Here is a 23,820-nt window from a genome sequence, read left to right as displayed (position 1 = left end):
CACTTATTACAAACTTCTTAGTTAAATATGCCGAAGCATAGAGTACCCTAGATTAACCAAGCCTGAAAGATAGAACGGGCCATTTTGGCCCGCTCTGCGTATAAAGTAAGTGAATACTCTAATCGTTATTGACTGCGCACAGAGACAAACTCTGGGTATGCATCAATACCACAATCATGTTGGTCCATTCCGTTGATTTCTTCTTCTTCACCAACTCGAATGCCCATCGTGGTTTTTAGCAATGCCCACACAAGGTAAGACACGATAAACACAAACCCTAAGATACATACCAAACCAATCAGTTGATTTACAAATGTCGCATCGCCGTTCGATAAAGGCACTAACATAACCCCTAAAATACCGCAGGTACCGTGCACTGAAATTGCACCTACTGGGTCATCAATTTTAGCTTTATCTAAGAAAACAATACTAAATACCACTAAAGAGCCACCCAATGCCCCCAACATACAAGCGAGTAAGGGGGTAGGTGAAGCTGGCTCTGCGGTAATAACAACAAGCCCAGCTAAAGCACCATTTAACACCATAGTTAAGTCTGCCTTACCCCATAATGCTTTACACACAAGTAGTGCTGCGATTGCCCCAGTCGCTGCCGCCGCATTGGTATTTAGCAAGATTTGGCTGACCGCTACGGCATTTGATTTATCCGCTAAAAATAATTGTGACCCGCCATTAAATCCAAACCAGCCCATCCACAAGATAAATGTACCGAGTGTTGCTAAAGGCATGTTTGATCCTGGAATTGGATAAATCTCACCATTCTTACCATATTTTCCTTTACGTGCGCCCAGCAATATGACACCTGACAAAGCTGCTGCAGCGCCCGCACCGTGTACAATCGCAGAGCCTGCAAAGTCAACAAAACCAAGTTGAGATAAAAAGCCACCACCCCATGTCCAGTAACCTTCTACCGGATAGATAAAACCAGTCAGTACCACAGTAAAAGCCAAAAATGCCCATAGCTTCATACGTTCAGCAACCGCACCTGATACAATCGACATCGCGGTGGCAACAAACACAACTTGGAAAAAGAAGTCAGATTCCAAAGCATGATCAGCGTCAGCGGCAGCTTCGCCAATCAGAGCACCAAAACTTGGGACGATGCCGCCTTCTGTATTACCCACATACATAATGTTGTAGCCAACGAGCAAAAACATCGTACACGCTATCGCATAGAGGGTAATATTTTTGGTTAAAATTTCTGTGGTGTTTTTTGAACGAACCAGTCCTGCTTCAAGCATGGCAAACCCTGCAGCCATCCACATAACTAGGACACCCGAAATTAAAAAGTAAAAAGTGTTTAAAGAAAATTTCAGTTCTACAATTGCGCTTTCCATTATTCGGCCCCTTAAATAGCTTCTTCATCTAATTCGCCGGTACGGATCCGCACGACTTGGTCTAGGTCATATACAAAAATTTTGCCATCACCGATTTTACCTGTGCTGGCTACTTTCGTAAGCGTGTCAACAACACGTTGTGTATTTTCACTACGCGTTGCAATTTCTAGTTTTATTTTTGGAATAAAATCGACTTGATATTCAGCACCACGGTACAACTCGGTATGACCCCGTTGACGCCCAAAACCCTTTACATCAACCACCGTCATACCTTCAATGCCTAAATCTGCGAGCGCTTCTCTTACTTCATCCAATTTAAATGGTTTTATTATTGCACTTATCATTTTCATTGTTGGTCCCCTTAGGACAGGTTTATCCTGTTAACACAGCTAATCCAACCTTCATGCCACAAAATTAAAGCCAACAAATTCAAAATGTTAACAAAAAAACACAAATAATAACGGCTAATAGTGCACCAACTAAGTGCATTATTAGCCATGCTGTACTGTCATGGTGCAACCTTCTTAATCAAAGTGCGTTCTTTGAGAGTTGTTTCGCTCGACTCATTTAATGCCCGCAAGTTATCCTATTGTTGATGGTATTTGACTCATACACTTTGAAAGTTGCGTGAAAAACAACTGTAATGTTATAAATTTATTCATTTGGGGAAAGTAATGAACTTAAGCAAGTTTCTGGCGGTATGTTTTATTGCCGTTGGCTTTAACTGCGCTGCAGCAGATCACAATCGTGCAATAGACATTGATAGTAAAGTGGTCACCAATCACAAAGCGACCATCAACGGTGAACGCATTAGTTACAGTGTGACATCAGGCACTCAACCGGTATGGAACGAGCAAGGGGAACCGACGGCGACGCTTTACTATAACTACTACAAAAAAGATAAAGTGGATGATATCAGTAAACGCCCACTGTTAATTTCATTTAATGGTGGCCCTGGTTCCGCTTCTGTATGGATGCATATCGCCTACACTGGACCACGCATTTTGAAAATTGATGACGAGGGCTACCCTGTGCAGCCTTACGGTATGAAAGATAACCCTTACTCTGTGTTGGACGTTGCAGACATCGTATTTGTTAACCCTGTCAAAACGGGTTATTCACGTGTATTACCAAATAAAGAAGGCAAAATGCCCAGCGCCGATGAACAAAAAGCGCAGTTTTTTGGTGTTAACGCAGATATAAAATACCTTGCAGATTGGATTAATACCTTTATTACCCGCAATAACCGCTCATTATCACCTAAGTTTTTAATCGGAGAAAGCTACGGTACAGTGCGAGTTTCAGGTCTTGCAAGAGAGCTTCAACAAGCCCATTGGTGGTTTTTAAATGGTGTGGTGTTAGTCTCGCCAACCGATATTGGTATCGAACGTCAGGGGCCAGTAAAAGCCGCAAACCGACTCCCTTATTTTGCTGCAACTGCTTGGCATCACAAGGTGTTGCCAGCCGAGTTACAAGCAAAAGACTTAACAGAAGTGCTATCAGAAGTTGAGCGCTTTACCATTGATCAGTATTTACCAGCACTGGCAAAAGGAGCCTTCATTGCAAACGATGACAAACAAGCAATCGCTGAACGTGTTGCCTTTTATAGTGGCCTGTCTAAACAGTTTGTGCTGCAAAATAATTTGGATATCAGCGATGACGCGTTTTGGAAAGAATTGCTGCGTGACCAAGGCTATATTTTGGGTAGACTAGACTCACGCTATTTAGGTATAGATAAGCGTGATGCAGGTGACAGACCGGATTATTTTCCTGAACTAAGTGCTTGGTTGCACGCCTTTACTCCAGCCATAAACCATTACATTCGTGAAGAGCTAAATTATAAAACAGATGTGCAATACAACATGTTAGCCAATGTTCATCCGTGGGATAGAAGTAATAACAACACAGGTGAACAGCTACGTGAAGCGATGGCCGAAAACCCTTATCTAAACGTATTAATACAAGCTGGTTACTATGATGGTGCAACCAACTACTTTGATGCCAAATACACTCTGTGGCAACTAGACCCAAGCGGCAAAATGCGCGACCGCTTGAGCTTTAAAGGCTACCGTTCGGGCCATATGATGTATTTACGTAAAGAAGATTTAAAAACCTCTAATGATGATTTACGTGAATTTATTAAAGCATCTTTAAAAAGTCAGACGCGCTCAGCCAAATACTAACTAAACCGCGTGCGAACAACATTGTTGTTCGCACTTCTCTTCTAATACAGATTGTGACTTAACGAGCAGCTTGATAGTATCGCCCTTTTAACATCTTTAGGGGCGTAAAGATGCAAGGCACTCTAAGCAAGCTAAAAGCAACGCATACACAACCAATTCAATACCAATTACCCATTGGCAATGAGCTTATTGCACTCAATGAGCACATCGGTAAGCGCATTACCCTCACGCACACTGGCAATATTTTTTGTTGTAACTGCGGTAAAAAAACCAAAAAAAGCTACTCGCAAGGACACTGTTTTGTGTGTATGAGAAAGCTGGCGAGCTGCGACATGTGTATTATGAAACCGGAAACGTGTCACTTCGATAAAGGCACTTGTCGTGAACCACAGTGGGGTGAAGAGCACTGTATGATCCCCCACTACGTTTATCTTGCAAACACCTCAGGTTTAAAAGTGGGTATCACTCGTCATACACAGGTCCCAACGCGTTGGATAGACCAAGGTGCCACTCAAGCGTTGCCAATATTTAAAGTGCAAACACGGTTACAGTCAGGCCTAGTAGAGGTTGCACTGGCTGAGTTTATTGCTGATAAAACCAATTGGCGCAACATGCTCAAAGGCGTATCTGAAGAGATCGACCTAAAAGCCAGTGCCAATGAGTTGATCCCACAAATCAAAAACAAATTAGACGAGCTTGCAGAGTTATTTGGTGCTACTGCCATTGAATGTCTAGATGAAGAAGTGGTTGACTTAAGCTTTCCTATTGAGCAATTTCCAACCAAAATAACATCCTTCAACTTTGATAAAAACCCAGAGGTATCGGGTGTATTACAGGGAATAAAAGGCCAGTACCTTATTTTTGATACCGGCGTCATTAATATTCGTAAATTTACCGCTTATGAAGTGACTTTTTCTGCGTGATAGAAACGCAGCCAATCGTCACAACTCAAGGGTTTACAATACATATAACCTTGGATAGTGTTGCAGCCCAGTTTTTGTAAAAACTGGCGCTGCTCTGCTTTTTCAACCCCTTCAGCTACCACGTGCAAATTGAGTGCTTTAGCCATCGCAATGATTGCTGCAACAATTTCACTATTACCATATTCATCAGGTATTTTAGCGACAAAGCTGGCATCTATTTTTAGTGTGTCAATCGGTAACTTAGTGAGGTAACTTAGCGCAGAATAACCCGTTCCAAAGTCATCTAAAGCGATAGCAACCCCCAAACTCTTTAATTTATGAAGCTCACTTTTAGCTTCATGTAAGTTACTAATAAAGCTGCTTTCAGTGAGTTCAAGCTCAACAAAACGCCCATCTACCCCATGTTTATTCAATGCGTTGGATACGGTTGTTGCCAATTCACCTTGGCACAAGTGCTGGGCTGACACATTAATCGCTATACGCCGTAAATCACTGCCTTGACGTCGCCATAGCGCCATTTTTTCACACGCTTTATTGATCACCCATTGATCTAATTTGATAATGAGTCCTAATTCCTCGGCAAGCGGAATAAATTGCGCAGGCGAGATCATGCCTAACTTTGGGTCATTCCAGCGCAACAAGCATTCAACACTAGAAATTCTTCGACTCGCCAAACATTGTAGTGGCTGAAAATAAAGCTCAAATTCATCATGCTCTAGGGCGTGCTGGAATCGGCTTAACATAGACAAACGCTCTAACGAACGGGCGTTCATTGACGCTTTGTATAACTGAAACGAATTTCGGCCAATCTCTTTGGAGCGATACATCGCTACATCTGCATGCTTGAGTAAAGTTTCGCTATCCACGCCATCATCAGGATAAATAGCAGCCCCTAGCGAGGCGGTGGCGTTAACACTGATATCATTAAGCTCAAATGCTTTGCTTAACTGCTCTAGCACATTGTTCGCGAACCCCACCACATCCGAAATATGCTTTACCTCTGTCAGTAGCACGACAAACTCATCGCCACCAAGACGCGCTAGCGTATCGCCTTCTTCAAGCATATTTTTTATACGCTCACTGACTTGCACTAAGAGTTCGTCACCGGCACTGTGGCCTAGCGTGTCATTCACTTCTTTAAAACGGTCTAAATCAATGAACATCACCGCTAGTTTATGATTTTCACGATGAGCAGAAGCTAAAGCCATCGATAAGCGGTCGTAAAACAAACGACGATTTGGCAAACCTGTTAGCTCATCGAAATAAGCGAGTCGTGCAATTTTCTCTTCAGCATTTTTGCGCTCGGTAATGTCACTGAAAATAGCCGCATACAGCACTTCATCACTATAGGGCTCATTGATGGCAATAATGGTTAGCCACTCAACATATATCTCACCACTCTTTTTACGATTACAGATTTCGCCTTGCCATACACCTTTTGTTCTCAGCTCTAACCACATTTGGTCATAGTATTCTTTACCATGAATACCTGAACTGAGGATATTTGGGCTTTTACCAATTACCTCATAATCTTGGTACCCTGTTAATTCACTAAACGCAGGGTTGATTTGTAATATTTCACCATCACCACGAGTGATCATAATGCCATCTAATGAGGCATCAATAATCCGATTGGCAAGGTAAAGGTTTTTCTCTGACTTACGCAGCGCTAAGTCTCGTTGTACAAGCACCTTTTCAAGTTCACTGCAATACGCAGTTTCAATCTCGGTTAGTACATTTTTAAGTGGCAACAAGCCTATCACTTTAGCTGTGCATGGGTCTTTCACGACCAAATGACGAATAGACTCAGCCGTCATCAGTCGATATGCATCAAATAAACTATCTTTGGGACTAACTTGTAACAGCGGATATGTCGCCAGCTCCCAACAAGGAATACGCCAATCAGGGTTGAGTAGCATGTAAGCGATATCTCGCTGAGTCACAATGCCATATTCAGCCAAGTCACTGTGGTAAACTAACACCGCAGTAACTCGACGAACTCGCATCACTTCAATAACTCTTGAGACACAATCATCGGCTTTTAAAATAATCACATTGCGGTTGTAGTGATCTTCGATTGGCCGAAAATGTAAATAATGATCTAATCCTTGATTGCGTACAATATCAGACAGTGAAACCACTCCAACAGCTTCATTGTGCTGATCTTTGACCAGTAGATGACGAATGCCTAATTGATGAAATTTGACCGTAGCCTCACTCAAGGTTTTATCAACTTGAATATCATGCACAGGTGCGGTCATTGAACCTGCGATTGGCGCATAGGCAAAGTCTGGATCATTAAAGTTGAGCTTGACACAATCTGATTCCGTCCAAATTCCCACTATTTGCCCATGTTCGGTGACAAATATTGAGCTTACTCGCCGCTTACGCATCAACTCAACCGCTTCGACTAATGGCGTTTGATGATCGCAGGACAATAATTGGTTAGAAAAAATATCTTTGATTTGTAATTGACGATTATCAGATACCATTGAGCACAACCTCGTATTCTTACTCGAATACGCAGTATAATGCTGCTCATGTTTTATACTTTGATTGAGAACAAACTATGACAATAAAATATTACCCACTCTTGCTGTGTTTAGAAGAAAGTATTGAATATATTGACAGCCCTCATTCACTTGAACAGAGCACTTTTTATTTAACCACCGAGCAAAAGAATCAAGCGGTGTGTGTGCTAAAAGACGGCAATTGCTGCGATTTATTGGGAAATGAAATAGCTGCAATTCAACTACAACCGCTCACTGAGTTAGTTCAGCAAGCGCTTATGGAAGATGGGCAATGTTGCGTGCAAAAGATATCTCTACAAACCTATCAACAAGCCTTTGAATTGCTCAAACAACTACATAACTAATCTGAACTCGGGGTAACTTAGAAGTGCCCTTCAACCAATGCTTTGATGTGTGTAGCAACGCTGCGCCCTAAAGCCGACAAAGCATATCCCCCTTCTAAAAAAGAGATAATCCCCTTCGCTTGGGTACTATTGGCTACGTTTATCACTTGCTCTGTTAGCCACTGATAATCGGCCTCTACAAATTGTAAACCGCCCATGTCGTCTTCAATATGCGCATCGAACCCCGCACTGATAAAGATGAGCTCCGCCTTAAATGCCATTAATTTAGGCAACCATTGTTGGTTAAACAGCGCTTGTAAGTCTTCACCTTTACTTGCCACTGGCAATGGAGAGTTGACGATATGCTGGTTGTTCTCGATTTCGGTGTTTGGATAAAATGGATGCTGGAATAAAGAGCAAAACAACACATCAGGTTGCTCACGCATTATGTCTTGTGTGCCATTGCCATGATGTACATCGATATCCAATACCGCTATGCGCTTTACACCCAATGATTTTGCATAGGCAACGGCAATTGCCAGATTATTAAATACACAAAAGCCCGATGAAGAGGATTGGTTCGCGTGATGTCCCGGCGGGCGTACGCTACAAAACGCGGCATCTAAATTACCAGCTAATATTTCATCAACGGCTAATATACCAGCCCCCGCCGCTCGTTCAATCGCTTTGAACGACTCAGGACACAACCAAACATCCTCTGCAAATTCATGTACACCTTGCTCAGGTATCGCTGCGCACACTTTATCAATATGAGACTGCTCGTGTACTAACGCCACGTGAGACATACTCACTTTAGGTGCTTGCATATGAGCGATGGTAGCATCGACACCCGACGCTAATAACCTATCGGTGATCGCATCTAATCGTTCTGGACACTCAGGGTGCTCAGGCCCCATCGAATGCTTTCGACAATGAGGGTGGCTTATCACTGCAGTTCTCATTGTAATCCTTCAACTCGTTTTTATATAAGTGTAACAAGCACTGTGAGCGAGCACAGTGCGACTTTGGTGTTAATTACCAACATCTTGAATTTTTTCCTGCACATCAAAATTAAACTTTGTTACTCACTCTCACTTTTTGATATAGCTGCCATTCTCGCTGGGCACGTTCTAGGTCATGATCAGTGACATGCTGTTGCGCTTCAATGTGCTTAACATAATCAGCAGGAAACCGATGCTCTAACGCCCCATGCAGTACATGCTGCACATACCAATCAAAAGGTAGATGCGTATCAATAAACGTATTGGCGATATAGCAATGCGCACGCATCGGACCATGTTCTAATGCCTCAACGTCAAGCGCAACACGATCGTAACGCGCCCCTTCGATGATATCTAATTGATTAATTTCTTGATCATTTAAGGCATACAGGACCCCCATGACCAAATCATCACGCCGATGAGTCGCTTCGATAGTACATTTGGCTGAACCATCGGTGCTTAGCATATTAAATGTAAGCTGATGACCAAAAAGCTTAGCGACACCTAAGCACTGCGCTTGGGGTAAGCGGGCAAATAACCGCTTAGTTGACATGTTCGAGCCAAATGCAAAATTGATATGGGGCTTAATACTCATACTGCTTTATTAACCTTTACTTAAATCACAACTCTTACCGCCAAAGCGATTAAGACAACGCCAATCCCTCTGTCAAACCAATGACCCGCTCGCGCAAAAAAAGCACGTACACGCTCTTTGCTCAATACCAAAGCTAAAAACGAGAACCATACCCAAGTAGCAAAAGCCATATACAACCCATAAAATGCTTGGACTTTGGTGGGCGTTGACGGTGAAATAACCAAGGTAAACAACGAGAGAAAAAACAGCGTCGCTTTTGGATTAAGCGCATTAACTAAAAAACCGCGTCTCAATGCTTGCCAAGCGCTTTCAGTATCCTGAACAACTGGTTTTTCGCTCGATGAATTACCCTGTGCTGGTTTTGCGCGCAGCGCCTGAACACCCATATAGGCCAAATAAGCACCCGCAACATATTTAAGCACGTTAAACAATGTTGGTGACTGAGACAAAATAATCGCCACACCAAGCAAACAATAGGTAACATGGACTAAAATACCCAATGCAACTCCACCGCTTGTCCATAGCGCATTTGCTCGTCCCCGTTGAATACTTTGCTTTAATACAATTGCAAAGTCAGGGCCAGGACTTGCGACGGCAAAAAAATGCGCCACAGCAATCAACAAAAATTCATCGACAAACTCAAGCATTACTTTGCTCCTTGAGCATCAGTAAGACTGGATTAGGTGAATCACTAACGTAACTTTCAATTTGCTTTCGCGCTTTTTTATAAATGCTCTTTAAATGTGGTTTCAAATGCTTTTTACCATCTACATTGGGTTTGAAATAACACACTAAAGCATGCATAAAGACCGTCTGCGCTTCGCTCAGTGCCGCTTGGCGATTCGCATAAGGGTTATAGCAAGAGCCACACCCTCCTTTGAATTGATATACCGTGTTACTCATCATCACGCCAAAGCCCATAAAGCAAGCTAACGCATCGCTGGCAGCTGCAATTTGTTGCTCTCCACCTGGTGGTAACGCACCTTTTTGATAAATCATGACCGTCGCTAAGCTGCCAGCAAAGCTGGCCACTAAATCTTGAGGTTGATTAATTTGGTTTGGATTATACGACAACAATACATCATGTGGTGGCTGTACATTGAGCATAGCCGACTCCCCGCGCATGGTATCGGAAAAACTAAATACCGGCATAGTTTGCTCAGCAGGTAAATTTGCAGGACCAACCAATTGTAATGGCCATGTTTGCAAACCCGCATAATCTCGCACACGCTTAAACACCGTCTGTGCCATTTGCTCAACACTGGTTACTTGGTCAGGAAAGTACTGCCCCGTAGGCTCTATGATCTGTGTACTAGATAAAAAGTATTGCCCGTCAAAATGCTCACATGCCCAGACAAATGTGTCCATCAGCCAAGCTACTTCTGACTCACTTAATAATGGTTTTGATTTAAATAACGCTAGCATAATTACTCAGTTCTCGTTGCCCATTGCCAAGCTTTTGTATTATAAAGTGGTACTGTCGACAAGGCATGGTGATGACTGCCACTGGTTTCTTTGGTCGAGTAAGATAAATACAATAAAGTGCGAGTTTTAGCGTCATAAATACGACGAACTTTTAATGATTTAAATAAAATACTTTTTGATGTTTTAAAGACAACTTCACCATCTTTAGATAAATCAATTTGTTGCATCTGTTGCTCAGTAATTTCACCCGTTTGGCGACATGCTATCGACATATCCGATGGGTCAGAAAAATCAAAGTCGGCTTCAACATGACTAATATGGCAGGTAACTCCCGTAACAATCGGGTCTTGCTGAGCTGATACCACCACATCTTTGGTGGTAAACAAACCTAAACTTACTTTGGCAGCATCATCACTACAGCCACTTAATGTCATCACTGTAGCAATGGCAGCCAATACAATTTTGTATTTATACATCTAGTATTTCCATATAAATGACCTAATATAGCCCCATTTACTCATACTTGGACCAATAAGTCATCATGCCACATATAATCATTGAACATGCCAGTAACCTTCCTGTACCAACTACTGACCTTGTTACATGCGTCCACCAAGCCACAGAGCGAACAAACTTGTTTGATAACAGCACGATAAAAACTCGTAGCCAGAGTTTTGAGCACTTTAAAGTACAAGCAGGTAAAAGCGGCTTTGTCCATGTACAAGCTCACCTCATAGCAGGACGCAGTGAAGAGCAAAAGCAATTATTGAGCGAAACTATTCTCAGCGCTTTGAAAACTCTACTTGATAGCAACTGGCTACTTAGTGTTCATCCGTATGATTTAATCCCCGAGGTATACCGAAAAAACTGATCTAAGTAACACAGTTGCGTATAATGATGTTCCGTTAAAATTAAAGATAAAAGATTATGAAGTTTCCTTGTCGCTTGGATAAGTTTTTGAGCCACCTCACTGAATTGCCACGTACCAAAGTCAAAGCTGGTATTAAAAGACGTTATGTAACCGTTAACGGTGAACTGGTTAATAAATTTGATTATTCAGTTACTCAGGACGATCTCGTCACTTGGCAGGGTAAACCGTTGCAGTATTTGGGCAAGCGCTACTTCATGTTGAATAAACCAGCGGGTTATGTCTGCGCTAATAGTGATGAAATGCATGCCACTGTCTTTGATTTGTTAGACGAACCTAACTTAAAAGATTTTCATGTTGCAGGTCGTTTAGATATAGATACCACAGGCCTTGTACTTATCACTAATGATGGTGATTGGTCTCATCAGATCACCTCTCCAAAAAAGCAAAAATTCAAAACTTATTTAGTTGAAACTCAAGAGCCAATAACGGAAGAAGCCCTTGAACAACTCAGAGCAGGTGTGCAATTGCATAATGAAAAACAAGCCACTTTGCCTGCCATCGCACAAAAGCTAGAAAGTTACTGTTTGCGGTTATCTATTTGCGAAGGCAAATACCACCAAGTTAAACGTATGCTTGCAGCCGTTGGCAATAAAGTTGTTGAACTTCATAGAGAAAAAATTGCTGATATTGAATTAGACGACACGTTAGCAAGTGGTGAGTATCGCCCTTTAACGGAGCATGAAATAAGCATAATCAATGCAAAGTAAGTAAATAATCTCATCAATATGAGGAAATATCATCTCCATTTTTAGCCAAATGCACTATATGTTACTTACATGATTCCGATAAACATGGTAGATAATAATACTCTATTATCTGAAAGGGGCGTATCGTGCTATCAGGTTTAACATTAAGAATTAAAATAATACTTTTCGCCGCGGCTATTTTCCTCTCACTTTTACTGGTCGCCACATTAGGATTACAAGCTTTACGTCATGCGAGTGAATCAGACAATATTGCACGCATCAATCAATTGATGAAAAGCACAGTTAATATTGTCGAACAATTCGAAGACTATGTAGAAACGGGTGCTCTGAGTGAAAAACAAGCTAAAAAACTTGCAATTCAGATGCTTAGAGAAAACAAATACCATGACTCTGAATATGTCTATGTTGTTGATGATGAGCTTAACTTTGTTGCCACCCCTCATGATCCGCAACTTCATGGTACAAGCTTTAATGACTTTAAGGATTCCAAAGGTAACAGTATAGGCCGTATGGTCGAACGTTTGGTTGGCAGCAAAACAGACCAAATTATCACCTACAAATGGGATTCTGTGCGTGATGGAGAAGTGGTTGACTTAACCTCTGTTGTACAAAAAACCTCTGGGTTTGGTTGGTACGTGGGTACGGGGATCAGTGCCAAAGAAGTCGACGCTCGATACTGGGGCACCGCACGTTGGTTGTTGAGCTTATCTTTGCTCATTGCCGTTGCCTTAACATTTGCGTTAGCTAAGTTTGGTTTGGCTTTATCTAACAAGCTTGGTGGCGAGCTAGATGAAGTGCTCTCTATTGTAAAGCAAGTATCGCGTGGCAACTTGAGCTCACCAATTAATACCGCACAAGCAAAAGAAGACAGTATTATTGCGGCGATGAGCTACATGCAACAAGGCTTGCAAGGCGTAGTTGGTGGTATTGCAGGAGTAAGCGACGCACTTAAATCACAGAGTAACGATGGTGAGCAACGTTCAAATGAGCTTGAGCAACTAACTCGCAGTTTAAGTAGCGAAACACAAATGGTTGCCTCTGCTATCACCGAGTTAACGGCTTCTGCACAAACAGTGGTTGAACATGCCGATCAAACTGCCAACTCCGTACAAGAAGCCGAGAAGCAAGGCCAGAATGCCGATAAGCTGACTACTGAAGCTGCAAAAACCATCGCCTTATTAGAGCAGCAAATTGACAGTGCGGGTAATAACATACAAACCCTAGATGAAGAAGTAAGTAATATTGCTAATGTACTGAGTGTTATTCAAAGCATTGCTGAACAAACCAACTTACTGGCTCTGAATGCCGCCATTGAAGCTGCGCGAGCTGGGGAGCAAGGCCGTGGCTTTGCCGTGGTCGCAGATGAAGTACGCCAGCTTGCACAACGCACGCAATCCAGTACCGAAGAAATTCATACTATGATTGGCAAACTGCAATCTGCCACCCAAGAAGCGAAATCATCTGTGACAGTGTCAATTCATACCAGTGAGAAAACCGTGACTATGTCCAAAGAAGCTGGTGAAGAACTGCGTAAAGTGGCCAATTCATTGAGTGAAATATCGCAAATGAGTCACCAAATCGCTCATGCAGCGAAAGAGCAGCTCGAAGCTGGCGAAGATACCGCACGTCGTGTCGTAACTATTTCAGATACAGCCTCGCAAACCGCCAGTGTGTCTGAAAAAGCCCATCACGCCACTGACAGTATTAAAGAGTTAACCGTTAAACTAGAAACAGAAATAGCCAAGTTTAGTTGCTGATAAACAACCAATGATTTGTCATCCTGAACTTGTTTCAGGATCTTCTTGCACTCGCACTGGTTGCTAAATATAACAAGATTCTGACCCGCGTCAGAATGACGGGGTTCTCGTCATTCTGAACTTGTTTCAGGATCTTCTTGCACTCGCACTGATTGCTAAATATAACAAGATTCTGACCTGCGTCAGAGTGACGGGCTTCTTGTCATCCTGAACTTGTTTCAGGATCTTCTTGCACTCGCACTGGTTGCTAAATATAACAAGATTCTGACCTGCGTCAGAATGACGGGGTTCTCGTCATTCTGAACTTGTTTCAGGATCTTCTTGCACTCGCACTGATTGCTAAATATAACAAGATTCTGACCTGCGTCAGAATGACGGGTTGTTTGTCATCCTGAACTTGTTTCAGGATTTTAGCTGCTCTTAGGCTTTGTGAGTTTTTTCTCACTGGGCAGCATCAAGGTGATCTTAGCGCCTCCCAAAGGGGAGTCGCATATCTCCAATTTACCGTTATGGCTGTTTAAAATGCTCGCCACAATCGATAAGCCAAGTCCAATTCCCGGTATGTTACGGCTACTGTCTAAGCGTAAAAAAGGTTTTAGTACTGCTGCTCGTTTGTCTTCGGGTATACCTGCACCATCATCCTCGACGTCAATACAAACATACCCATCACAGCAGCGCGTACTCACACGAATTGTACTAGAAGCAAATTTGCAGGCGTTATTTACCAAGTTCTCAATCGCTCTTTTCAGCAACTTTTTGTCAGCGTTAACCTCAATATCAGGCACGATGTGAGCAAGCGCATTAATCTGTGAATAAGCAGGAACACTGCGACTCACCACCTTATTAACAATACTTTCTAGTCGGCAGACCTGAATTTTAGGCTCTCTACGTGCGGCATTTAAACCAACATATAAAAACCAGTCATCGAGTAATTCGTCCAAGGCATCTAAATCTTCGTCCATAAACTGAATCGTCTCACGATACTCTTCGGCACTGTTACAACTGCGAGTCATATCTAATGCAAAGCGCAACCGAGCGAGTGGCGTTTTTAAATCGTGAGAAATACCATTGAGCATATGTTGATGCTCTTCGAGTAAGCTTTCAATTTTTTCTGCCATGGTATTAAAGTGACTAGCAAGCACACTGTAAGGAGCAGGCATTTCGGTGGGTACGCGTAAAGAGAGCTTACCTTGACCATACGCTTCATAAGCGTTTAACAGTCGCTTAATGTACTTTTTATGCATATGTACATAGCAATAAACAAACAGTGCTAATACTGTTAAAATCGTCACCAATAGCGATTGCCAGTAGAGCAAGTAAGCTTGCTTATCCACATGCATCTTAGACATCACTAATATTTGTTCACCATGCTGATAGTAAGCCGTGACACTGTCTTGCGTCCAACCACTGACCAATTCAATGATACTTCCAGCACGGGATAACTGTACCAAATCTACTTCTAAATCCTCAGCCTGCTGAACAGTCAACACATCTAACTCATAACCAAATTGACCAGACCAATAATTCAGTACATCATTACTGATAGGGCCTTCTTGAGCTTGCTTATTGATGACAGAATAAATGCCTTCTAAAATAGGCTTTTCTTCTTGGACACGGATATCAACATAATTGGTATCTAAAAGAATAACCGCAATAAAGATACTGCAAATAAAAGCCGCTGCAGAATAAAAAAATAAACGTTTAAACATCTGGTTACTCGCGTAGTACATACCCCACACCCCTAACCGTCTTTATGTACTTATAGGGAGGAACATTATCGTTTATTTTTTTGCGCAAAGAAGAGAGTCTCATATCAATAGAACGATCATGTCCATCGTACTCTATGCCTCTTACAGCAGAGATGATACTGGCTCTGTCTAGGATCTCACCTGGATGTGACATCAAATAGTACATCAGGCTAAACTCAGCCTCTGTAAGCTCTACAGGCGTATCATCTAAATAAAAACTACGATTGCTGGTATTAAGGGTTAAATCTTGAATTTGAAATACAGACTTTCTACAACTAGGTGCCTGACCTGCAAGGCGGCTCAGCGCTTTTACTTTTGCTACCAATATATGCGGCCTGATTGGTTTAGTAATAAAGTCATGAACGCCCAAGGCCAATGCATCAGCTTCCAAGCATTCATCATTGCTGGCAGTCATCATGATAATGACCCCTGTGTATTCAGGAAGTATTTGTTCCAATACACTAATGCCGTTGAGCCTTGGCAGCATCATATCGAGTAAAATGACATCATAAAGCTCACTATTTACTTTCTCTAACGCCACTTGCCCATCAAATGCGCAAGTAACTAAGTAACCTTCATGTCGCAGCACATGTGAGATCATATGACTCAAACGTTTGTCATCTTCGACCAATAAAATGCGCTTTTTGTTCGCCATTGCCTACTCCTTGCAACTATCTAGTACTTTAAAAAATTGATTATTCTGTGTAATTTCTGCTGGCTTGTTATTTTTATGTAGTATCAACTGCCCGTCTCTTAACTCCATCAAGCGATCGGCCGTATGATAGTAGTTATCATCATGAGACACGATGATCACTACTTTACCCTGCGCTTTTAAAGAAGGCACGATTTCTTCATAAAATACTTTTTTAAATACAGGGTCTTGATCTGCCGCCCACTCGTCCAATAACACAATTGGCTTATGCTCTATGTATGACTGGATCAACGCTAAGCGCTTTCTTTGCCCTTGCGACAAAGTTGTTTTGCTCCACTTACCTTCAATGATTTCCACGGCTTTATCGAGTTTCAGTAAAGACACCAATTGTTGTAGTAGCTTTTCATCTTCAACTGAGTCGTTCACCAAGATATGTTTAAATACCCAAAAATCAGCAGCAATTAGGCTCACACACTCTCGATAGCTCGGTATATTATTGGTCTCTAGCGGAATATCACCGTACTCAATCGTTCCGCCTGTGGGGCTGTACAGTCCCGCTAACATTTTAAATAGCGTTGATTTACCACTGCCGTTACCACCAATTATGAATGTTGCTTCACCGGCTTTAAACTCGCAATCTATTGGACCAATTTTAAACCCTTTCTCAGACTCTACTTGCGCAGCATATTGATAAGTAATGTTACTAAGCTTCAAATTAAGGTTACTGCCTAACGCAGCAACTTCTTGCTTTTCATCCACAACGTCATCTGAAAGTTGTAGGCTTTCAATTTTCTTAAAGGCAACTTTAGCTTCCATCAAATCAGTAGAGGCTTGTGTCACCTGCTCAATAGGCTCAAGGATGAACAGCAAGGTAAGGATATAACCCACGACTACTGTTTTCTCTAACCCTAAAGTCATGCCTAGGTAGTATAAAATCACCCCTAGAATGGCAAACAAGATAAACTGTCCCCAATGCTCTAACATACCAAATAAAGTCAGTGCGCCGCGGTTGTTTTTTCGTAACTGTTCCAATGTGCCGCGGATATCCGTTCTCACATAACGTTGACGTTTTGAATCTAAAGATAACTCCTTTTTCCCTTTAACTATCGCTTCGTAATGCTCCATAAGTGTATCTGCGCACTCACGAATATTTTGTAGATATTTGCGCGACAATAAAATGATTACAGTAAAACTAAGCCCAGCAAATGCTATTAATGCAAATACATACATCAGCGCAGTCACAGACAAATACGCCATGTAGGCTATTGCACAGACAATGATCGAAATATTAGCAACCATTTGCGGTAAAACTTGAAAGAATTTAATGGCAGTATCAACGTCTTTGCTGAGCGTCGCATTGACTTTAGGCAAGCCAATACTTTCTACTTTTTCATAAGATGAGTCTAAAACCTTATCAACCAAGCGACTGTGTATATCACGGCTTGCATTCACAACCAGGCGAATTTTAACAAACTCATTGAGTACGCCCAGTCCAAGTAATACGCCAATCGTAATAAAAAACTGTTGCGCCGAGTATTCAATAGTCTCAACACCAGAGGTAAGCGCATCATTAATGATTTGCAATACATGCATACTAATGACACCTAATAAAATCCCCATTGGTAGGGTAAAAGCAAAATACCAAAAGTATTTTTTATAAAGGCGATTTAAGCTTTCCAATTGAATTCTCACTTATCCTTAAATTAAAACAACGGCTGCAAACTTATTCAGCATTAACGACTGGTTTGCACATTAAAATACTTGTACCACAAATAGCAGATAAACTTGGTAAGGGTTAGTAAAGACGTGACGACTCACACCATTTGCTCAGCACTTCAAACTTGAAAAAACGCCCGTAGTGGGCGTTTTGATAACTTAAGCAAAGGTAAATCCATCTGCCTCTTGCAAGAATGGAAAGCGACTTCTCACATCTTGTAACTCATTTAAATCAAGCTCGATGTTTAACACCACTTCCTTATTGGCGCCATACAGTAACGTTTCACCCAGTGGATCAACAACCATAGAATCGCCGCTATATGCGATATCATTGCCATCAACACCCACACGGTTAAGCGCTACAACATAACTTTGGTTTTCAATGGCGCGAGCGGGTACTAAGCTCTTCCATTGCGGTGCACGTACCTTAGGCCAGTTTGCGACGTATAACGCAACATCGTACTGACAATCTAAGTTTCTAGACCAAACTGGAAACCGTAAGTCGAAGCAAATAAATGGTGCAATTCGCCACTGACCAAGTTGGAAAATCGCGCGCTCAGTACCGGCACTGTATTGCTCATCCTCACCGGCAAATTTAAACAGGTGACGTTTGTCATAATGAGATACTTCCCCTTGCGGTGTGACCCACAAAAAGCGGTTTACGTACTCATTACCCACTTGCATCATCATGCTGCCACACACAACTGCGTCTTGTTGCTTTGCAACAGACTTTAGCCAACTAACGGTTTCACCATCCATTGTTTCGGCAAGTCCCGCAGGCTTCATATCAAACCCCGTTGAAAACATCTCTGGTAAAACGATTAGGTCTCTATCAGATACTGTTCTTAACTGCTGCTCTATCGCTTCGCGGTTCGCAGCTGCGTCTTGCCACACTAAATCTAGCTGTAACAAGCTTATCTTTAATTTTTCGCTCATATTTAACTTCCACTTAAGCGTCGTATAAATGTTCCATAAAAACCTTTGCTGTGATCTCTTCACTGATCTCAGCTATCGGATGTTGTTGCGCTGGTGTTTTGATAAGTCCTGCTGCCACACAGTGATCTAATAGAGTAGACATTAATTTACTATCCAGCTTAGGACAGCTCACACCTGTGCCTTCTAACAATGCTTGGATACCAGACGTATCATATTTAGCTTGCTCAGATAAATTATCATCATCGCTTACCAATGCCAAAATATCAGTGAAGCTTGAGTGATATGGCTTACCATTTAGTAACATACGGTCTTCATGTAGTGCTTGGAAGTAATCATCACAAGGTACGTTACGCACTTCGTAGCCGTATGCTCGTAGCAAATCGATAATTTCATTGTAAGTCGGTGGGTTTGGATTAACCAAATTGAACGTTTGACCACTTACCGTATTGATATTCTTTACAACTTCTAAAGACGCTTTAGCCACATAATCCACAGGTGTTACATCAAAGTCGTCCGTTGCATGGAAAGTATAACCCGTTTCAACCAGCGCTCTTATCATCTCATAGTAGATACCTTTTACTGTGGTACCTGTGAGTGGATAACGACCATTTTGGCTATCACCCCAGATATTACCAGGGCGCACAATAGCCATTTGTAAGCCTTTTTTAGCTAAGTCATTAAGCAATACTTCACTTTCAAATTTAGTTTGCTCATAACCCATGTCTTTAAAGTTTTGCCCATAGTCCACACAGTCTTCTTTTAGCACAAAACCAGGCTCGTATAACTTAGAGCCGATAACTGAGAAGCTTGAAGTATAAAGAAGTGGAATATTCGCTTGCATACATAGCTTAGCAATACGCTCTGTACCAACCACGTTTTCTTCACGTAAAGAAGGATATTCTGCAATAAGAGATAACTTGGCTGCACAATGAATCACTACTTTAACTTGAGAAGTCAACGTAGCGTAGTCATCATTACTTAGGCCTAATAAGTCTTTACCTATATCACCATAAATAACGCTGATACGTGATAGTTGATCGGTCACTGCGCCTTGAGGATCATACAGCTCAACCATCTCCAATACTCTACGACGTGCATTTTCTAAGTCTTGCTCACGAGACATGCAATATACTTTGGCATTTGTGGTTGCAAGTAACTCGGTTAAAATACGTCCGCCCAATACGCCTGATGCACCAGTTAATAGGTAATTATCTGGTAAAAACGCTGCGTTATTGTTCATGTTAATTCCTTACAATTGTTCCATTAAGTTTCGCGTTTACGCTACATGGCCCCAACTCGCATGCCACCATCAATGGTGATCACGGCCGAATTGAGATAGTTAGTTTTACAAGTTGCTAAAAACTGCACGACTTCTGATACATCTTCTGCTGAACCAAAGCGTCCGATAGGTACCGTACGACGTGCAAACTTTGCTTCCTCAGCATCCGGGATGCTTTCTTTTTCAAGAAATTGATTAAACATCTGGGTTTTACAAATACCCGGTGCCACACAGGTCACACAAATATTCATAGGTCCGAGTTCTTGAGCCCATGACTCTGACGCTTTAATCAAACCCGCTTTTGAAGCTGCATAAGCTGCACTACCACCTGACCCCCAAATGCCTGCCACTGAACCAATATTAATGATCCGACCATATTTTTGTCGCACCATGGCTTGGCTAAAAATAGTGGTGCAATTAAATGCGCCAGTGAGGTTCACATCAAATGTTTGCCGCGCTGCTGCTAAGGACTCTTTTTTAAGACAAAACGCTTTATGTAAAATCCCAGCATTATTAACCAGAACCGTAATCGTACTATTTTCACGCTGCACTAATTGATCATAAACAGCTTGCACACTATCGCTATCTGTAACATCCATAACAAACGTCAGTAACCGTTCATCATCATCTAGCCAATGCTTAAGTGACGCCAACTTGTCTTCATTCAAATCTACAGCCGCTACCGTATAATTTGACGCGAGTAAGGCGCGGCATATCGCCGCACCAAACCCACCAGCAGCACCTGTAACAACTGCTATTTGTTGTATCATGCTTATCAAAGTCCTTTAGGGAATGTGATATCAATGATTTGTTTAGCGTTAACCATTGCAGGATAAATACGCTCTTCGAAGAACGATACATCGTCTTGGTTAAGCATTAAGTTTGAATACATACGTGATAGTGGCGAGAACTGAATGCCGTAACGTTTGCTGATCTCACGAATGATGATGTCACACATCTTAACTTTTGCTGTGTAACCTTCAGAGCGGTCTACTAACTCATTCTGAGAGTGGAACACCATACCTGTTGGCATACCTTGCAGCACTAATGGCATGTCTGCAGCATGTGCAGCTTTAACGAAAATATCAGCCATTTGCGACATCAAACCACCCATTCGGTCATAACAACCCGGATCATTCTCAATCAAGTCAAATGTTGCTTTGATTGCAGCAAGACCCATAGGATAACCGTTGAAAGTACCCGCATGAATGATCTTACCTTTGGTGTAGTAGTCCATAATGTCTTTACGGCCCACGATTGCAGAAATTGGTACTGCGCCACCACCGAGAGCTTTACCTAGGGTAGTGATATGTGGTGTAACACCGAGTAGTTTTTGTGCACCACCTAGACCAAAGCGAACACCTGTGATTACTTCATCGAAAATTAATACCACGTTGTGCTTCTCACATGCCGCTTTAGCACGCTCTAAGTAACCATCTTTTGGCAAAATACCGCCACCGTTCATACAGATTGGTTCCATAAGTACCGCGGCAATTTCGTGACCGTGTTGCTCTAGTGTACGCTCTAGGATTTCAGGCTCATTCCAAGGCAACATAAATGTTTGGTCTTGCAATGTGTTAGGGAAACGGCCTAGCGTATCTAGCATGTCACCTTTAAACATTTCAGGTACAGGGAAATCTGCTGTTTCAGGGTTGAAGCGACCACCAATGACGTTATCCGCATTACCATTGTAGTGACCATGGAAGCGAATAAAGCGCGGCTTACCAGTATAACCACGTGCCAAACGAATGGCGTTTTGTACCGCTTCAGTACCACTTAAACTAAAACGTACGCGCTCAGCTGAAGGGACATTATCAATTAACTTTTGGCATACTTCATACTCAAGGTCGAAGGTATCTACAGAAGTTAACTTCTGCATATTTTCGATCAAGATTTGATTGTATTGTTCGTTGTTATGACCAACAAACAAAGCGCCAAATTTACAGAATAAATCAAGGTGTTCATTACCATCCATATCCCAAACGCGAGAACCTTTACCTTTTACAAATGGTACGATCAAGGCTCTTTCTGGATCTGCGAAGTTATAGTGTGCGCCACCTGGAAGTACTTCCCATAATTTTTTGAAGTACTCTTTTGATTCAGTCAGATCTAATTTTTGATTTACTACTGTGTTCATTTTCTTTTGTTCTCCTTGAATAGAATCTTTCTTGATTTCTTCCTTTTGCGACTGCGCATCAGTAAATTCACTAAACTGCTGTAATCGGATAGGGAAGGTTCCGTCTTGGCATTGTTCGATACCAGAAACGGATAGTGTTTTTGCAATATTTACGCGAGTTAAATATGCAGCGCAGTTAAGTAGATAGTTTGCTACGCTCTCAACTGTACGTGATGGTGCGTCCTGTAAATGAGTGTCTTGTAACCAATCATTATTAGACCCCATGGCTGGGCCACACCAAATTTGGTAATCGATGCGACGCTGCGCATCACCTGTAATTGCCCACTTAGATGACTGACCTAAATACCACTGAAACACCAAGGCCATCTTGCGCTTAGGATCTTGCTCAGCAGAATCTGCTATGCGCTGCAAATTACGACTGGCAAAGAAAGCTTTAGTGTCATCCCAAATTTGCGCCAATGGTTTGTGGAACATTTGTTTTTCAAGCTGCTGTTGTTCCGCTTCAGGGATTTGCTCTAATGAGTCATAACGCTTATAGATTTGATATAACTTTTGCGAACGCACACCATACATGGTGCCTTTTTTCAATGTTTGTACTTGTGCGCCTAGCTCAAACATATCCGCAGAAGGCGACGACACAACATCCGCAATCGTTGCCCCAGTTAGCATCTCACGTACTTGATCAGAAGTGCCCGACTCAATACACGCTTGGTTGATTGACCCTGTCACCACGTAGGCGGCTCCCATGGCATACGCCGCAGCGACGGCCTCAGGGCAACCGATACCACCAGCGGCACCAACACGCACAACCTGCTGATAACCGTATTGCTTGTGCAAGCGAGTTGCTAAGCGCAACATTTGCGGGAAGATACACGTTAACGAGCCGTGATCCGTGTGACCACCTGAGTCAGCTTCAACCGTGATGTCGTCAGCCATTGCTAACTGCTCACCAAGCTTGGCTTCAGCTTCACTCAAATGACCACTGGCCACCAACTTAGCAACTATCTTATCTGGCGCAGGCGCTAAGAACTTGCTTGCCACTTCTGGGCGAGAGATTTTTGCGATGATGCGTTGCGCTGGCACAACTTGACCATTGATAAGCTGTACACCCTTCAAGCGGAAATAAACCAGAGCGGGTGTTAAGTTAATATAAGCGGCGGCTTCGACCACTTTTACGCCATTATCTAAACATAATTGCACGACCTGCATTTCCCATTCAGGATCAGCGGGGTTGTGCAGCATGTTCATAGCAAACGTTTTATCACCTACCACCTGCTTTATTTGCGCAATACTTTGCGCGATGCGCTCAAGTGTTAAACCACCCGCACCAAATGAGCCTAGCATGCCCGCATTGGCAAACGCGCCGACCATTTGTGCAGAGTGGATGCCATTGGCCATCGCTCCCCCCATGTAGGCATACTTCAAACCATAGGTTTTTCTGAATGCCTCGCTACCTAGGCTGTTTGGTGTTACAGCTGGGATAATGCCTGCCACTTCATTGATAGAGATTTGATCCCCCACCAACTGGTTCAGTGGCATCAAGGTACGCGTTGACTGCTTTGACCACACTGCCAAAGGCAACTCTAGTGTGGCTAAATTTTCTTTGATTTGCGTTAACATA

Annotated in this window: 21 protein-coding genes; 6 read left to right on the top strand and 15 right to left on the bottom strand. The window is 42.4% G+C overall.

From position 1 onward, the window contains the following. Positions 1-125 precede the first annotated feature (125 nt). Together HG263_RS16255 and HG263_RS16250 are read right to left on the bottom strand one after the other, a co-directional pair. A complete protein-coding gene (locus tag HG263_RS16255) occupies positions 126-1,355 on the bottom strand; it encodes an ammonium transporter (protein ID WP_171627141.1) in 1,230 nt (409 codons plus the stop codon). A gap of 11 nt (positions 1,356-1,366) precedes the next feature. Beyond that, on the bottom strand, positions 1,367-1,705 hold the full coding sequence (locus tag HG263_RS16250) for a P-II family nitrogen regulator (protein WP_152085104.1): 339 nt from the start codon (positions 1,703-1,705) through the stop codon (positions 1,367-1,369). Positions 1,706-2,029: 324 nt separating this feature from the next. On the opposite strand from HG263_RS16250, the gene HG263_RS16245 reads away from it, so the two are divergent. Both HG263_RS16245 and HG263_RS16240 read left to right on the top strand, forming a co-directional pair. Further along, positions 2,030-3,538 carry a S10 family peptidase gene (locus HG263_RS16245; protein ID WP_171627140.1) on the top strand — a complete coding sequence of 503 codons (1,509 nt, stop codon included), beginning with the start codon at positions 2,030-2,032 and terminating at the stop codon, positions 3,536-3,538. Positions 3,539-3,648: 110 nt separating this feature from the next. Then, positions 3,649-4,461 carry a DUF2797 domain-containing protein gene (locus HG263_RS16240; protein ID WP_171627139.1) on the top strand — a complete coding sequence of 271 codons (813 nt, stop codon included), beginning with the start codon at positions 3,649-3,651 and terminating at the stop codon, positions 4,459-4,461. Here the strand turns inward: HG263_RS16240 and HG263_RS16235 are convergent. Next, positions 4,437-6,953: an EAL domain-containing protein gene (locus HG263_RS16235; RefSeq protein ID WP_171627138.1), complete on the bottom strand. Its 2,517-nt coding sequence runs from the start codon at positions 6,951-6,953 to the stop codon at positions 4,437-4,439. The genes HG263_RS16240 and HG263_RS16235 overlap by 25 nt on opposite strands. A gap of 77 nt (positions 6,954-7,030) precedes the next feature. Here HG263_RS16235 and HG263_RS16230 point away from each other — a divergent pair, with 77 nt between their 5' ends. Next, positions 7,031-7,336 carry a DUF4144 family protein gene (locus tag HG263_RS16230; RefSeq protein ID WP_171627137.1) on the top strand — a complete coding sequence of 102 codons (306 nt, stop codon included), beginning with the start codon at positions 7,031-7,033 and terminating at the stop codon, positions 7,334-7,336. A gap of 17 nt (positions 7,337-7,353) precedes the next feature. On the opposite strand, the gene HG263_RS16225 is transcribed toward HG263_RS16230, so the two are convergent. From HG263_RS16225 to HG263_RS16205, 5 genes are all read right to left on the bottom strand, one after another. Continuing rightward, positions 7,354-8,277 (bottom strand): histone deacetylase family protein, encoded by a 924-nt coding sequence (locus HG263_RS16225; RefSeq protein WP_171627136.1) that lies wholly within the window; start codon positions 8,275-8,277, stop codon positions 7,354-7,356. 109 nt (positions 8,278-8,386) lie between these two features. Continuing rightward, on the bottom strand, positions 8,387-8,911 hold the full coding sequence (locus HG263_RS16220) for a gamma-glutamylcyclotransferase family protein (protein WP_171627135.1): 525 nt from the start codon (positions 8,909-8,911) through the stop codon (positions 8,387-8,389). Positions 8,912-8,931: 20 nt separating this feature from the next. Continuing rightward, entirely contained in the window at positions 8,932-9,558 is a 627-nt protein-coding gene (locus tag HG263_RS16215; RefSeq protein WP_171627134.1) for a LysE family translocator, read from the bottom strand. Then, positions 9,551-10,336, bottom strand: coding sequence for a hypothetical protein (locus tag HG263_RS16210; RefSeq protein ID WP_171627133.1), 786 nt, complete (start codon positions 10,334-10,336; stop codon positions 9,551-9,553). The genes HG263_RS16215 and HG263_RS16210 overlap by 8 nt, the downstream gene beginning before the upstream one ends. Positions 10,337-10,338: 2 nt before the next feature. After that, positions 10,339-10,812: a CreA family protein gene (locus tag HG263_RS16205; RefSeq protein ID WP_171627132.1), complete on the bottom strand. Its 474-nt coding sequence runs from the start codon at positions 10,810-10,812 to the stop codon at positions 10,339-10,341. A gap of 65 nt (positions 10,813-10,877) precedes the next feature. Between HG263_RS16205 and HG263_RS16200 the strand changes: the two genes are divergently transcribed. The 3 genes from HG263_RS16200 (at position 10,878) to HG263_RS16190 (ending at position 13,731) form a co-directional block, all read left to right on the top strand. Continuing rightward, positions 10,878-11,207 carry a 5-carboxymethyl-2-hydroxymuconate Delta-isomerase gene (locus tag HG263_RS16200; protein WP_171627131.1) on the top strand — a complete coding sequence of 110 codons (330 nt, stop codon included), beginning with the start codon at positions 10,878-10,880 and terminating at the stop codon, positions 11,205-11,207. Positions 11,208-11,263: 56 nt separating this feature from the next. Then, the gene (gene rsuA, locus HG263_RS16195) at positions 11,264-11,974 is read left to right on the top strand and encodes a 16S rRNA pseudouridine(516) synthase RsuA (protein ID WP_171627130.1); all 711 of its coding nucleotides are present in this window, start codon (positions 11,264-11,266) and stop codon (positions 11,972-11,974) included. Positions 11,975-12,099: 125 nt separating this feature from the next. Next, on the top strand, positions 12,100-13,731 hold the full coding sequence (locus tag HG263_RS16190) for a methyl-accepting chemotaxis protein (RefSeq protein WP_171627129.1): 1,632 nt from the start codon (positions 12,100-12,102) through the stop codon (positions 13,729-13,731). A gap of 410 nt (positions 13,732-14,141) precedes the next feature. Here HG263_RS16190 and HG263_RS16185 read toward each other — a convergent pair whose 3' ends face one another. The 7 genes from HG263_RS16185 to HG263_RS16155 all read right to left on the bottom strand — a co-directional run bounded on the left by HG263_RS16185 (position 14,142) and on the right by HG263_RS16155 (position 23,819). Continuing rightward, positions 14,142-15,461, bottom strand: a complete 1,320-nt coding sequence (locus HG263_RS16185) for a sensor histidine kinase (protein ID WP_171627128.1) — start codon at positions 15,459-15,461, stop codon at positions 14,142-14,144. Then, positions 15,445-16,134, bottom strand: coding sequence for a response regulator transcription factor (locus HG263_RS16180; protein ID WP_171627127.1), 690 nt, complete (start codon positions 16,132-16,134; stop codon positions 15,445-15,447). Before HG263_RS16180 ends, HG263_RS16185 begins: the two co-directional genes overlap by 17 nt. Before the next feature lie 3 nt (positions 16,135-16,137). Next, positions 16,138-17,823, bottom strand: coding sequence for a cyclic peptide export ABC transporter (locus tag HG263_RS16175; protein WP_171627126.1), 1,686 nt, complete (start codon positions 17,821-17,823; stop codon positions 16,138-16,140). 183 nt (positions 17,824-18,006) lie between these two features. Continuing rightward, positions 18,007-18,783: an amidohydrolase gene (locus HG263_RS16170; protein WP_171627125.1), complete on the bottom strand. Its 777-nt coding sequence runs from the start codon at positions 18,781-18,783 to the stop codon at positions 18,007-18,009. A gap of 13 nt (positions 18,784-18,796) precedes the next feature. After that, complete coding sequence (locus tag HG263_RS16165; RefSeq protein WP_171627124.1) at positions 18,797-20,023, bottom strand: SDR family oxidoreductase; 1,227 nt, start codon at positions 20,021-20,023, stop codon at positions 18,797-18,799. Positions 20,024-20,064: 41 nt separating this feature from the next. Further along, positions 20,065-20,832, bottom strand: coding sequence for an SDR family NAD(P)-dependent oxidoreductase (locus HG263_RS16160; RefSeq protein WP_171627123.1), 768 nt, complete (start codon positions 20,830-20,832; stop codon positions 20,065-20,067). Between the two features lie 5 nt (positions 20,833-20,837). After that, a complete protein-coding gene (locus HG263_RS16155; RefSeq protein ID WP_171627122.1) occupies positions 20,838-23,819 on the bottom strand; it encodes a PfaD family polyunsaturated fatty acid/polyketide biosynthesis protein in 2,982 nt (993 codons plus the stop codon). Position 23,820: the final 1 nt, after the last annotated feature.

The sequence above is a fragment of the Pseudoalteromonas caenipelagi genome, assembly GCF_013140855.1.
GTDB classification, from domain to species: domain Bacteria; phylum Pseudomonadota; class Gammaproteobacteria; order Enterobacterales; family Alteromonadaceae; genus Pseudoalteromonas; species Pseudoalteromonas caenipelagi.
This window is presented reverse-complemented; position numbering and strand designations above follow the sequence as displayed.

Excerpts from the sequence above, each read along its gene's own strand:
- HG263_RS16235 (WP_171627138.1), bottom strand. The coding sequence starts at position 6,953 with ATGGTATCTGATAATCGTCAATTACAAATCAAAGATATTTTTTCTAAC.
- HG263_RS16160 (WP_171627123.1), bottom strand. The coding sequence starts at position 20,832 with ATGATACAACAAATAGCAGTTGTTACAGGTGCTGCTGGTGGGTTTGGT.
- HG263_RS16205 (WP_171627132.1), bottom strand. The coding sequence starts at position 10,812 with ATGTATAAATACAAAATTGTATTGGCTGCCATTGCTACAGTGATGACA.
- HG263_RS16250 (WP_152085104.1), bottom strand. The coding sequence starts at position 1,705 with ATGAAAATGATAAGTGCAATAATAAAACCATTTAAATTGGATGAAGTA.
- HG263_RS16200 (WP_171627131.1), top strand. The coding sequence starts at position 10,878 with ATGCCACATATAATCATTGAACATGCCAGTAACCTTCCTGTACCAACT.
- HG263_RS16180 (WP_171627127.1), bottom strand. The coding sequence starts at position 16,134 with ATGGCGAACAAAAAGCGCATTTTATTGGTCGAAGATGACAAACGTTTG.
- HG263_RS16165 (WP_171627124.1), bottom strand. The coding sequence starts at position 20,023 with ATGAACAATAACGCAGCGTTTTTACCAGATAATTACCTATTAACTGGT.
- HG263_RS16170 (WP_171627125.1), bottom strand. The coding sequence starts at position 18,783 with ATGAGCGAAAAATTAAAGATAAGCTTGTTACAGCTAGATTTAGTGTGG.
- HG263_RS16185 (WP_171627128.1), bottom strand. The coding sequence starts at position 15,461 with ATGTACTACGCGAGTAACCAGATGTTTAAACGTTTATTTTTTTATTCT.
- HG263_RS16230 (WP_171627137.1), top strand. The coding sequence starts at position 7,031 with ATGACAATAAAATATTACCCACTCTTGCTGTGTTTAGAAGAAAGTATT.
- HG263_RS16225 (WP_171627136.1), bottom strand. The coding sequence starts at position 8,277 with ATGAGAACTGCAGTGATAAGCCACCCTCATTGTCGAAAGCATTCGATG.
- HG263_RS16210 (WP_171627133.1), bottom strand. The coding sequence starts at position 10,336 with ATGCTAGCGTTATTTAAATCAAAACCATTATTAAGTGAGTCAGAAGTA.
- HG263_RS16220 (WP_171627135.1), bottom strand. The coding sequence starts at position 8,911 with ATGAGTATTAAGCCCCATATCAATTTTGCATTTGGCTCGAACATGTCA.
- HG263_RS16245 (WP_171627140.1), top strand. The coding sequence starts at position 2,030 with ATGAACTTAAGCAAGTTTCTGGCGGTATGTTTTATTGCCGTTGGCTTT.
- HG263_RS16215 (WP_171627134.1), bottom strand. The coding sequence starts at position 9,558 with ATGCTTGAGTTTGTCGATGAATTTTTGTTGATTGCTGTGGCGCATTTT.
- HG263_RS16240 (WP_171627139.1), top strand. The coding sequence starts at position 3,649 with ATGCAAGGCACTCTAAGCAAGCTAAAAGCAACGCATACACAACCAATT.
- rsuA (WP_171627130.1), top strand. The coding sequence starts at position 11,264 with ATGAAGTTTCCTTGTCGCTTGGATAAGTTTTTGAGCCACCTCACTGAA.
- HG263_RS16255 (WP_171627141.1), bottom strand. The coding sequence starts at position 1,355 with ATGGAAAGCGCAATTGTAGAACTGAAATTTTCTTTAAACACTTTTTAC.
- HG263_RS16155 (WP_171627122.1), bottom strand. The coding sequence starts at position 23,819 with ATGTTAACGCAAATCAAAGAAAATTTAGCCACACTAGAGTTGCCTTTG.